Genomic DNA, 10,311 nt, shown 5'->3' with positions numbered 1-10,311 from the left:
AGAAAGTGCAACTGAGCAAGGGGGAGAGTGCGGATAAGGGGCGGACGGAGGAAGAGGCGACTGAGCAAGGGAGAGATTGCGGATAAGAGGCGGACGGAGGATGGTGTGACTGAGCAAGGGGAAGAGTGCAGATAAGGGAGGCAGACGGAGGAAGGTGGGACTGAGCAAGGGGGATAATGCGGATAAGTGGCAGACGGAGGAAAGTGCAACTGAGCAAAGGGGAGAGTGTGGATAAGGGGCGGACGGAGGAAGGTGCAACTGAGCAAGGGGGAGAGTGCGGGTAAGAGGCGGACGGAGGATGGTGTGACTGAGCAAGGGGGAGAGTGCAGATAAGGGAGGCAGACGGAGGAGGGTGCGACTGAGCAAGGGGGAGATTGCGGATAAGAGGCGGACGGAGGAAGAGGCGACTGAGCAAGGGGGAGAGTGGCAATATTCATAGGACGGCGAGATGTATGGGGCTTCGCGGGACGGCCGTCGGATCGATGGCGCAGGGGACTCTCGCCTTGATCCGAGAACCCGTTTAGACTACAATTCAGTTAGTAGCTTTACATTGTAAAGAAACGGGAGGGACTTAGATGATCAAGGTGTACGCGGCGGAAGATCGTCACCGGACCGATCTGGGGTGGCTGGTCAGCCGTCCGAGCTTCCAGTTCGGGGCGTATGTGGATCCGGATAATACGGGGTTCGGCGTCCTGCGCGTGTTCAACGACGACTTCGTCGCGCCGGGCAAGGGCTTCGGGGCGCACCCGCACAGCGATATGGAGATCGTGTCGGTCATTCTGAAGGGAGCGATCCGTCACGAGGACAATCTCGGCAATATCGAGATTACCCGGGTTGGCGAAGTGCAGCGAATTACGGCCGGATCGGGCGTCATCCACGCGGAGTACAACCCTTCCGAGACGGAGGAGCTGAACCTGCTGCAGATGTGGTTCATGCCGAGAGAACGGGGCCTCGCTCCCTCCTACGAGACGAGCCGATACGATCCGGCCAAGCTGACGAACGCGCTGCATCCGATCGTCACGCCGACGGGCTCGGAGGAAGCGGCCTCCATCCAGCAGGACATGACGATTTACCTCGGCAGGCTGGAGGCCGGCCGGGAGATCGCCTACCGGCAGGAGAGCGGGCGCCGCCTTTTCCTATTCGTCATCGAGGGATCGATTCAAGCGAACGGCGTCCGCCTTGGCGAGAGGGATTCGGCCCGGATCTCGGACGTCGCCGATCTGACGCTGTCGACGCCGGAAGCTCCGGCGTTTGTCTTGCTGATCGATCTGCCATAAGGGAGGGTTAAGCATGGCGAAGGAGACTTTTATCGTCAAGAACGCGGTCGGCGGCATGATCTACATCGATACCGGCAAGAGTCCGGTCGACTACCGGCTGGACGCCCAGGAGGACGGGGGCTGGCTGTTCACGATCCGGACGAAGCGCAGCGCGGCGGTCGAGGAGATCCTGCGATTCCGGCAGGAGCTCAATGTGTTCGTGTTCCGCGAGGAGGAGGGCCGGCCAACGGTCAAGACATGGTATTACGTCGGCGACGGACCCGTCGAATACGATGAAGCCGGCGGGCAACTCACGATCCGGGCCGCCTCCAGGATCGAATACATTCCGGATACTTATCTAAGCTAAGAGGGATGCCCCATAGGCCGGCTTCGTCCGTATCGGCGGCGCCGGCAACCGCAGCTGCAACCGCAACCGCAACGGTAACCGTAACCGCAACCTATCCGGGCAACCGATCGTATACCCTTTAACGGCGACTCGCCGGAGGGGGCGTGCGGATGCAGACATTGGTCGGTCTGATTCTGATGGCGGCGGGCGCGCTAGGCGCGATCTCTCCGTATTCGGCCTGGTACTTGTCCACGGGATGGAAGTTCAAGGACGCGGAGCCGAGCGAAGCGGCGTTGCTGATGAATCGGCTAGGCGGCATCGCCGGCGTCATTGTCGGGCTGGTCGTGCTCGTCTCCAGCTGTTCGATGGCGGGAGGGGAGAGGGCCGTCGTCGAGCAATTCAAGAATAGCTTGCTGGCCGGCGAGGTGCGGGACATTAAGGTCGGGTTCGTCGAAGCCCGCTCGCTGTCCAAGGAGGATCTGGATCGGGCCGTCGAGCTGATGGCGAAATCGCCCATGTCCGCCTTCGATCCGGGCAACTCATACGGTTCAAGCGGGGCAGCGACGATCTATTACGAGGACGGGACGACCGACGAGCTTGTCCTGTTCGGCCCTTCCGGAGGGATCGAGCTTCACCCTTCTTCGGGGAAGGCCTATCGGTTCGAGAGCCCGGAGCTGGAGAGCTTGTTCCGATCCCGGATGGACGGAACTTGACGGCTCGCGATTCATAGCTAGCATGAGGGAAGGCAGGAATACGGCATGGCAGGCAACGGGAAAAACAGAAGCGACATTCGCCCGGGATTGAGGGTCGACATCGTACTGAAGCAGGATCAACGAACCGGCGCTCTGACGCGAGGAACGGTGAAGGACATCCTGACGAACTCGGCGTTCCATCCTCACGGCATCAAGGTCCGGCTCGCGGACGGGCAAGTCGGCCGCGTGCAGGCGATTCTCGAAGGCGAAGATTAAAGCGGCGGATGGCCGTGCTACCGGTTGAACCTTCCCGACCTGGTCGGGGAGGTTTTTGCCGTTCAAAGGGCGTTCGCCAATCGTCCCGTTCGGATATTTCCTTGACTGGAATATTCCAAATAGAGTATATTTGAAATCAACCGGCACGCCGGCGCGAGAAGCCGGACGGTAGATAAAGGAGGATTGGGTATGGCGGAAAAACAAGCGGCCGAGCCGACCGAGCTGGTGATCGTCCGGGAGCTTCGGGCGCCGCGAGAACTGGTGTTCGAAGCCTTCACGAATCCGGAGCATCTGGCGCAATGGTGGGGGCCGGAAGGCTTCGAGATCGTCGTCGTCCGGAAGGACATTCGCCCCGGCGGCATCTTCCACTACAAGCAGCGCTCTCCCGAGGGAGACGAGATGTGGTGCAAGCTCGCTTACGACGAGATCGAGCCTCCGGAGAGAATCGTCTTCACCAATGGCTTCTCCGACGAAGAGGGCCGGACGGCCCGGGCCCCGTTCCACGCTTCGTGGCCGCTGGAGATTCGGAACGCGATCACCTTCGCGGAGCGGGACGGCTTAACGACGCTGACGATGCGCGGAGCGCCGGTCAACCCGACGGAGGAGGAGCTCAAGACCTTCCGGGAGGGGCTGGAGATGGTCCGGGAAGGCTTCTCGGCTACGTTCCAGCGGCTTGACGATTACCTGGCGAAGGCGTAAGATCGACGGAACGGAAGGCCGCGTCCGCCGCCGCAAGGCTGACGCCGAGACTTCTTGACGAACGCGTTCGTAAGGAGTAGATTCAGGTCATGAACGCAACGACATTCAGCGCTCTTGCAGAGCCGAACCGATTGGACATCGTGGAATTGCTGCGGGACGGCCCCCTTCCCGTCGGGGAGATCGCCGACCGTCTCGACCTGCACCAGCCGCAAGCCTCCAAGCACCTTCGCGTCTTGAGCGAAGCGGGGCTCGTCGAAGTGCAGCCCGTGGCGAACAAGCGGATTTACAAGCTGCGTCCCGAATCCTTCATGGAGATGGACGCGTGGCTCGATACGTTCCGCCGGGCGTGGAACGACCGCTTCGACCGCTTGGAGGAATACTTGCGGGAATTGCAGAGCGGGGATGCGAGCCGCGGGAACCAGGAATAGCCCAGCCTTGCGCAGCGAGAGAAGGAGGCCGCCGATCGATTCGGCGGCCTCCTTGACGTTGGTCCGGTTACGGGAGACTCCGGACGGTGCCGGCTCTTAGGCCCGGTCAACCCGCGAGCTTGGGCGGAATCGCCATTCGCGGCGGGGTTAAACCGGATTAAGAGCCTCCTTGAACGCTTCGAGGCTTCGGGGAGACTCGAAGCCCGCCCGAAGCTCCTCCGGCATCGCCTTCCACACCTCGTACAGAAGCGGCAGCTCCAATCCGAGAGCCTGAATCTCTTCCTCCCGGGAGAACACTTCATGCGGAGGACCCGCCATCGCGCAGCGGCCCTTGTCCATGACGAGAACCCAATCGGCCCAGCTGTAGGCCACATTCATATCGTGCGTCGCCATCGCGACGGTCACGCCGCGGCGGCACGCATCGTCCAGCTCCGCGAGCAGCGCCCGCTCGGAGCGGCGGTCCAGGTACGCGGTCGCTTCGTCCAGCAGCAGAAGCTCCGGCTTCAGCGCGAGCACGCCTGCGAGGGCGACGCGTTTTTTCTGCCCGAGGCTGAGGTGGTGGGTCGGCAGGCCGGCCAGGTCGGCGAGTCCCATCTTCTCGACGATCCGGTCCGCGCGCTCGCGGATCTCGGCCTCGGCCAGCCCCAGATTGCGCAGCCCGTAGGAGATGTCCTCGCGCGGCGTGTTCAGGATCAGCTGGTGCTCCGGATCCTGGAACACGAGGCCGACCCGCCGGCGCAGCGCCCCGAGAGAGGCGCGGTCGTAGCCGACCGGCTGCCCGCGCCACTTCACCCGGCCGGACGTCGGCCGGAGGATGCCGATGGCATGCAGGAACAGCGTCGACTTGCCGCAGCCGTTCGCCCCGCAGATGGCGACTTTGCGTCCCTCCGGAATCTGCATCGACAGACCGCTCAGCGCCTCTTCCCCGATTCCGGGGTAGCGGTAGCGAACGTCCTCCGTCTCCATAATCGCCTTCATTCGTATCCTCCTATCCGCAGCATGATCTCGAAGCCGAGCAGCAGGGCGCCTCCCAGGGCGATCTCCAGCCGGTACCGGAGCGGGAGGGCCGCCGGCTCGTACGGCGCGAGCCGGATGTCGCCCGCGAAGCCCCGCGAGGCGAGGCCGTGCGAGAGCCCCCGGTACCGGTGCATCGTCCGGTCGAACAAGCGGGCGGCCAGCGCCGCGGTGTCGGCGATCCGGCTCTTGAACCCGCCATGGCCCCCGCGCGCCCGCTGGGCGGTATGCATCATCCGCGCCGTATCGAGCAGCAGGAACAGGAACCGGTACGTGACGAGCATCAGCTCCAGCAGCAGCTGGGGCGCCCTCAGCTTCTGGAGCACCTGGAACAGGCGAAGCATCGGCGTCGTCAGAATGAGGAAAAGCATGGCGGACAAGCAGCAGGCCGCGCGAACGAACAGGCGGGCGGCGGTATGGAGCCCGGATTCGGACAGCGCGAGCGCCCCGTGCCGGAAATCGACCGCCAGCGCCGGCAGGCTGGCGACGAAGAACAGGCACCCGCTGCCCAGCATCGCCAGGTAGATCCGGGCCGGGACGCGGGCGTAGACGACCGTCCACGCCGCCATCCACAGCGCGATCGCGGCTTGCACCGCCGGATGGGAGGCGTAGGCGAGAACGATCATCGCGGCGGCGAAGCCGCACTTCCAGAGCGGGGACGCGGAGCTCAGCCGGTTGCCGTGGGACAGCGTGTCGATAAGCCGGATCACGGAAGCGGGCCGGGCTCCGGCGCGGCTTCCGGACGCATGTCGGCGGCCCGGTGCCCGGCATACGGCGAACCGCCGGACGTCTGGCCGTCCGACTGCGGGCTAACCGGCGGTAATCCGACCGAAGGCCCCCCGGCAGACGGCGGCCCGGAGGACGCCGAACCCGAATCTTCGGCGCGGGAGGCCTTCGACTTGCCCTTCAGGAAGCCGATCGCATACCCGATGATGCCCGCGCCGATCGCCGCCTGAAGCGCGAACAGCATGCTCTCCGTCTCGCCCGGAAGCTCGAAGAACGAAGAGAACCAAGGCTCGTAGCCGGGATGGATGCGGCCTATCATCGACTCGGCGGCATCGTCCGCGCCTCCGAAGTCTCCCTTCACGAACAGCAGCGGGAACACGGCCAAGGCGACGACGGCGGCCAAGAGCAGCAAATTCCTCGCGAACGCATTCCTCTTCATGCTTGCTTCGCTCCCTTCATCCGGCGCCGCAGCAGCGACAGCTCCTCGGCGTTATGGGCTTGCAGCCAGTTCCAGATCAGCACGGTGAGCAGCCCCTCGCTGATCGCGAGCGGAATCTGCGTGACGGCGAAGATGCCGCCGAACTTGGCCAGCGAGGCCGCCACGCCGCCGTGCTCGGCCGGGAAGGCGAGAGCCAGCTGCAGCGAGGTGACGACGTACGTCGTCAGGTCGGCGAGCGCCGCGGCGGCGAAGATGGCCAGCTTCTGCCGGCCGGTCGCCCGCTGCAGCCAGCGGTAGGCGAACCAGCCGACGATCGGGCCGCAGACGGCCATCGAGAAGGCATTGGCGCCGAGCGTCGTGATGCCGCCGTGAGCGAGCAGGACGGCCTGGAACAGCAGCACGATCGAGCCGAGCACGCTCATCGGGAGCGGGCCGAACATGACCGAGCCGAGGCCGGTTCCGGTCGGGTGCGAGCTGCTGCCCGTGACCGAAGGGATCTTGAGAGCCGACAGCACGAAGGTGAACGCCCCCGCGACGCCGAGCATGAGCTTCAGCTCCGGCGTCTCCCGCGCGATGCGCGCGATCGACCGGAGGCCCAAGGCGAAGAACGGCAGGAAGGCGATCCACCAGAACGCGGCCCACGAGGCGGGAAGGAAGCCTTCCATGATGTGCATGGCGTAGGCCTCCCGCGGCGCGTTCAAGGTCAAATACAGAGCGAATCCGGCGATTAGCGACAGCGTGCTTGCGATTTTCCGAGTCCGTCGGGACTGCGGCGCGAACTTCATTCGATCCTCTCCCCGTGTCCATAGTGGGCTGAACGCCAAAAAAACCAATCCGGTTCCGGATTGGCTGGACGGGTACGCAGCAATAGACGGCCCCTCATGGGCAGGGGCTGCCGAATCGTTCCACGTACACCTGTTCCTCTCCGCGAAGGAATGACGGTGCGAATCCCGTCAGGTAGGTCTCCTGGCTCTCGGATCGGCGCGGACCTCCGCCTTCCCCGGCCTAAGGCCGAGTGGCGTCGTGGAAGCCGCTCCCCGATTACAGTGGCGGGACCGCTCGGGATTCTCACCCGATTCCCTGTTACCCCTCGCTCGAAGCGAGGGCACCTGACGAGCTGCGATATGCGGTTGGTTCCTATTCTAGCAGACGGGCCGCGGAATGAGAATACGATTTTGGCAGGCGGGCTCCGGAACCGGATCGATCCGCAACCCCTGGCAGGCGCGGAACCGATCAGCCGTCCATGCCGAGCGCTTCGGATTCGTAGGCGCGGAAGGCCTGCTCCATGCCCATGACGACGTCTTTGATTTTCATATATCCCCGCACGTAAGGGACGGAGTCGCGGATCTCCTCCCACAGGAAGTGGTAGGCCTTCAGATCGTCCGTCTCGCAGACGGCGAAGTCGGTGTAGTCCTTGCCGGGCAGCGCTTCGGCGTCGAAGAACCGGACGCTCACGCTCTCCCGGTACTTGCCGACAATCTCTTGCAGCGCAGCCGCGTGGCGGCCGCGCTCCTCTCTCGGAAGAGCGAGCCAGGAAGGGTAGAATTCCAGTAGAACGATCATCATGTAACGCATGCGAGTCACTCCTGTCGGGAACGTAATGGATGGCTCCGATGGCTCCATTGTACGAGAGACTCGGGCATCTCGCATTAACCTAGGTTAACTCCCGGATCGCCGCAATTCGTCAATCGCGAATCATCGGCCCCGCCTGGAACGGAGCAGCCGGCTGAGCGAGACGGGAGAGACGCCGATGTAGGAGGCGATGTGGTATTGGGGAATTCTCCGGTCCAGTCCGGGGTACTTCCGCAGGAACGCTTCGTAGCGCTCCAGCGCGGGGAGGTAGAGCAGCTGGCGCTCCCTCTCTTCCTTGCGGATATAGAGCCTCTCCACGGCGAGCCGCACGAACCGCTCCCAGCCGTGGCTTCGGTCCATGAGCTCCCGCAGGACGCCGCGCCCGATCTCGACGACCGTCGAAGCCTCCAGCGCTTCGATGGAGAAGGCCGAAGGCTCGCCCGTCGCCATCGCTCCGTAAGAGGTGACATAATCGTTCTCCGTCGAGAACGCGACGTTGTATTCTCTGCCGTCGGGCAGCGGGTAGAACAGCCGGAACAGGCCCTCCGAGCAGAACCAGGCGTCGTTCACGGGCTCGCCGGCCGAGACGAGAAGCGCGCCCTTGGGGATGCTGCGGACCCGCGTATTCTCGACGAACCGGACCCAATCCTCTCCCTCGATGCCGGCTTCCCGAGCCCTGCGCTCCAAGGCGCGATAAGGAGCGTCCGTCTCCGCGTTCATCGTGCGCCGCACCTCCCGGATCCTCGTCGTTGTCCCTTTTATATCACGAACCCGGCCTCTTGGGAATCTCGCGGACCCGCTATTTTTTGCTTGGCCGGGGGCCGTGCCGGATGTGGTAGAATAGGGGATAAGAACGACATCCCGAAAGGAACGTGCCCCGTTGAAAACGTTGGTCATCGCGGAGAAACCGGACATGGGCCGCAACATCGCCTCGGTCATCGAGCCGAAGGCGAAGAACATGCGGAATTATCTGGAGGGAGAGCGGTATATCATCACTTGGGCGATCGGGCATCTGATCGGACTGGCGGAGCCGGATCGCTACGACGAGAAGTACAAGAAGTGGAACTTCGGCGACCTGCCGATCATCCCCGACGAATTCAAGCTGCTGCCGAACCCGAAGACGAAGGACCAGCTGGCCGTCATCAAGGAGCTGGCCGCCCGCTGCGGCTCGCTCGTCAACGCCTGCGACGCCGGGCGGGAGGGACAGCATATTTTCTCGCTCATCCAGAGGCACTTGAAGCTTCGGCACCCGGTGAAGCGGCTGTGGATCTCCGACCTGACGGCGGAGACGATCCGGCGGGGGTTCGAGGAGCTGAAGGACGAGGCGGAATACGCCAACCTGACCGAAGCGGCGAGAGCCCGGAGCGAGGCGGATTGGCTGATCGGGATGAACGGCTCGCGCGCGTTCACGACGAAGCATAACGAGCTGTTGTCGGTCGGCCGGGTGCAGACGCCGGTGCTGGCGCTTATCTACGACAGGCAGAAGCAGATCGAGTCTTTCGACTCTCAGAAATATTACGAGGTTCACGGGTTTTTCGAGCAGGGGACGACGAAGTACCGCGGCCTCTGGCAGGGCGACCGCATCGCGGACGAGGAGAAGGCGAAGGCCATCGCGGACAAGGTGAGGGGCAAGACCGGCGCCGTCGAGAGCTACGAGGTCAAGGACACGAAGGAGTACCCGTTCAAGCTGTACGACCTGACGCTCCTGCAGCGCGAGGCGAACGGCAAGTACGGCTTCTCGGCCAAGAAGACGCTCGACGTGGCGCAGGCGCTCTACGAGAAGCACAAGGTCATCTCCTACCCGCGGACGAACTCGAACTACGTGAACGAGCAGAACATCCCGGAGATGCACCGCATTCTCGACAACCTGCGGAGCACGCAGGAGTACGGGGACATCGTCGGCGGAGCGGAGAAGCGGTTCGTGCATAAGGGGAACCGCGCGGTGTGCAACCCGGCCAAGGTCGAGGACCACCACGCGATCATGCCGACGATGAAGAAGGCGGGAGCGTTAAGTCCGGACGAGAGGAAAATCTACGACCTCATCGTGCGGCGCTTCGTCTCGCACTTCTACCCGGCGGCGGAGTACAAGGTGCACACGGTGCTGACGGCGGTCGAGGAGGAGCGCTTCAAGACGACGATCAAGCAGCTGCTCTCTCTCGGCTGGAAGGTCATCTACGCCGACCAGGGGAAGGACGGCGACGGGGCGGGGTCTTCGGCTAGGAAAAGCCGGGGCAAAAGCCCGGATGCCGCCCAGGAGCAGGAGGACGAGGAAGAGGAGACGGACGGCGTCTTCGAGCTGAACGCGGCCGAGCCCGTGAATTGCGCGAACGCCGAGGTGAAGGCGAAGGAGACGCAGCCGCCGAAGGCGTACACCGAAGGCACGCTGCTGAAGGCGATGGAGAGCGCGGGCAAGCAGGTCGAAGACGAGGAGCTTCGCGAGGCGATGAAGGACAGCGGCCTCGGCACGCCCGCGACGCGCGCGGCGACGATCGAGCGGCTGAAGAATGTCGGGTACATCGACATGCAGGGCAAGAAGATCGTCATCACGCCCAAGGGGCGCACGGCGGTCGAGCTCATCCGCGGAGCGGGCGTCGAGCTGCTCACTTCGCCGGAGATGACCGGCCGCTGGGAGCAGCGGCTCAACGAGATCGCGCGCGGGCAAGCTTCGGCGGAGCAGTTCATGAACAACGTGAAGCGGTTCACGGTGCAGATCGTCGACAAGGTGCGCGTGCAGCGGCCCGCGGTCAAGACGGCGTTCGCCCGGCCGGAGAAGCCGGGCGGAGGCTCTCGCCGCCGCGGCTCCTCCGGAGCGGGCGGCAAGGGCAGTGCCGCGGCCGCCTCCGGCGGGGCGAGCGGCAAGAGC

The 10,311-nt window shown here is 64.1% G+C and carries 12 protein-coding genes, 1 pseudogene and 1 riboswitch; of the genes and pseudogenes, 7 read left to right on the top strand and 6 right to left on the bottom strand.

Annotated elements, in window-relative coordinates:
* Nucleotides 1-575 precede the first annotated feature (575 nt).
* The 6 genes from H7B90_RS26420 to H7B90_RS26395 all read left to right on the top strand — a co-directional run bounded on the left by H7B90_RS26420 (nucleotide 576) and on the right by H7B90_RS26395 (nucleotide 3,697).
* Nucleotides 576-1,277 carry a pirin family protein gene (locus H7B90_RS26420; protein WP_185138900.1) on the top strand — a complete coding sequence of 234 codons (702 nt, stop codon included), beginning with the start codon at nucleotides 576-578 and terminating at the stop codon, nucleotides 1,275-1,277.
* Nucleotides 1,278-1,290: 13 nt separating this feature from the next.
* Entirely contained in the window at nucleotides 1,291-1,623 is a 333-nt protein-coding gene (locus tag H7B90_RS26415; protein ID WP_185138899.1) for a hypothetical protein, read from the top strand.
* 149 nt (nucleotides 1,624-1,772) lie between these two features.
* The gene (locus H7B90_RS26410; RefSeq protein ID WP_185138898.1) at nucleotides 1,773-2,315 is read left to right on the top strand and encodes a DUF6199 family natural product biosynthesis protein; all 543 of its coding nucleotides are present in this window, start codon (nucleotides 1,773-1,775) and stop codon (nucleotides 2,313-2,315) included.
* Nucleotides 2,316-2,360: 45 nt separating this feature from the next.
* Complete coding sequence (locus tag H7B90_RS26405; RefSeq protein ID WP_185138897.1) at nucleotides 2,361-2,570, top strand: YwbE family protein; 210 nt, start codon at nucleotides 2,361-2,363, stop codon at nucleotides 2,568-2,570.
* A 189-nt stretch (nucleotides 2,571-2,759) separates the two neighbouring features.
* The gene (locus tag H7B90_RS26400) at nucleotides 2,760-3,269 is read left to right on the top strand and encodes an SRPBCC domain-containing protein (protein WP_185138896.1); all 510 of its coding nucleotides are present in this window, start codon (nucleotides 2,760-2,762) and stop codon (nucleotides 3,267-3,269) included.
* Nucleotides 3,270-3,358: 89 nt separating this feature from the next.
* Complete coding sequence (locus tag H7B90_RS26395; protein ID WP_185138895.1) at nucleotides 3,359-3,697, top strand: ArsR/SmtB family transcription factor; 339 nt, start codon at nucleotides 3,359-3,361, stop codon at nucleotides 3,695-3,697.
* A 147-nt stretch (nucleotides 3,698-3,844) separates the two neighbouring features.
* Here the strand turns inward: H7B90_RS26395 and H7B90_RS26390 are convergent, their stop codons facing one another.
* The 6 genes and pseudogenes from H7B90_RS26390 to H7B90_RS26365 all read right to left on the bottom strand — a co-directional run bounded on the left by H7B90_RS26390 (nucleotide 3,845) and on the right by H7B90_RS26365 (nucleotide 8,168).
* On the bottom strand, nucleotides 3,845-4,675 hold the full coding sequence (locus H7B90_RS26390) for an energy-coupling factor ABC transporter ATP-binding protein (RefSeq protein WP_185138894.1): 831 nt from the start codon (nucleotides 4,673-4,675) through the stop codon (nucleotides 3,845-3,847).
* On the bottom strand, nucleotides 4,672-5,421 hold the full coding sequence (gene cbiQ / locus H7B90_RS26385) for a cobalt ECF transporter T component CbiQ (RefSeq protein ID WP_185138893.1): 750 nt from the start codon (nucleotides 5,419-5,421) through the stop codon (nucleotides 4,672-4,674). Before cbiQ ends, H7B90_RS26390 begins: the two co-directional genes overlap by 4 nt.
* A gap of 173 nt (nucleotides 5,422-5,594) precedes the next feature.
* A pseudogene (cbiN, locus tag H7B90_RS33190) lies at nucleotides 5,595-5,876 on the bottom strand (cobalt ECF transporter S component CbiN); the annotation flags it as partial.
* Nucleotides 5,873-6,661, bottom strand: coding sequence for an energy-coupling factor ABC transporter permease (locus H7B90_RS26375; RefSeq protein WP_185138891.1), 789 nt, complete (start codon nucleotides 6,659-6,661; stop codon nucleotides 5,873-5,875). The pseudogene cbiN and the gene H7B90_RS26375, both read right to left, overlap by 4 nt.
* A gap of 154 nt (nucleotides 6,662-6,815) precedes the next feature.
* A riboswitch (cobalamin riboswitch) is annotated at nucleotides 6,816-7,004 on the bottom strand.
* A 105-nt stretch (nucleotides 7,005-7,109) separates the two neighbouring features.
* A complete protein-coding gene (locus H7B90_RS26370) occupies nucleotides 7,110-7,451 on the bottom strand; it encodes a darcynin family protein (RefSeq protein ID WP_185138890.1) in 342 nt (113 codons plus the stop codon).
* A gap of 120 nt (nucleotides 7,452-7,571) precedes the next feature.
* On the bottom strand, nucleotides 7,572-8,168 hold the full coding sequence (locus H7B90_RS26365; RefSeq protein WP_185138889.1) for a Crp/Fnr family transcriptional regulator: 597 nt from the start codon (nucleotides 8,166-8,168) through the stop codon (nucleotides 7,572-7,574).
* A gap of 160 nt (nucleotides 8,169-8,328) precedes the next feature.
* On the opposite strand from H7B90_RS26365, the gene H7B90_RS26360 reads away from it, so the two are divergent.
* Nucleotides 8,329-10,311 (top strand): DNA topoisomerase 3 (locus tag H7B90_RS26360; protein ID WP_185138888.1); only part of this gene is annotated, 1,983 nt, incomplete at its 3' end.

This window comes from Cohnella xylanilytica, assembly GCF_014212175.1.
Lineage (GTDB): Bacteria > Bacillota > Bacilli > Paenibacillales > Paenibacillaceae > Cohnella > Cohnella xylanilytica.
The sequence above is the reverse complement of the archived record's forward strand: the minus strand, read 5'-3'. Positions and strand labels throughout refer to the sequence as shown.

What these genes read in the sequence shown, in the direction of transcription:
- H7B90_RS26395 (WP_185138895.1), top strand. Translation starts at nt 3,359, where the DNA reads ATGAACGCAACGACATTCAGCGCTCTTGCAGAGCCGAACCGATTGGAC.
- H7B90_RS26375 (WP_185138891.1), bottom strand. Translation starts at nt 6,661, where the DNA reads ATGAAGTTCGCGCCGCAGTCCCGACGGACTCGGAAAATCGCAAGCACG.
- H7B90_RS26400 (WP_185138896.1), top strand. Translation starts at nt 2,760, where the DNA reads ATGGCGGAAAAACAAGCGGCCGAGCCGACCGAGCTGGTGATCGTCCGG.
- H7B90_RS26365 (WP_185138889.1), bottom strand. Translation starts at nt 8,168, where the DNA reads ATGAACGCGGAGACGGACGCTCCTTATCGCGCCTTGGAGCGCAGGGCT.
- H7B90_RS26410 (WP_185138898.1), top strand. Translation starts at nt 1,773, where the DNA reads ATGCAGACATTGGTCGGTCTGATTCTGATGGCGGCGGGCGCGCTAGGC.
- H7B90_RS26405 (WP_185138897.1), top strand. Translation starts at nt 2,361, where the DNA reads ATGGCAGGCAACGGGAAAAACAGAAGCGACATTCGCCCGGGATTGAGG.
- H7B90_RS26420 (WP_185138900.1), top strand. Translation starts at nt 576, where the DNA reads ATGATCAAGGTGTACGCGGCGGAAGATCGTCACCGGACCGATCTGGGG.
- H7B90_RS26370 (WP_185138890.1), bottom strand. Translation starts at nt 7,451, where the DNA reads ATGCGTTACATGATGATCGTTCTACTGGAATTCTACCCTTCCTGGCTC.
- H7B90_RS26415 (WP_185138899.1), top strand. Translation starts at nt 1,291, where the DNA reads ATGGCGAAGGAGACTTTTATCGTCAAGAACGCGGTCGGCGGCATGATC.
- H7B90_RS26390 (WP_185138894.1), bottom strand. Translation starts at nt 4,675, where the DNA reads ATGAAGGCGATTATGGAGACGGAGGACGTTCGCTACCGCTACCCCGGA.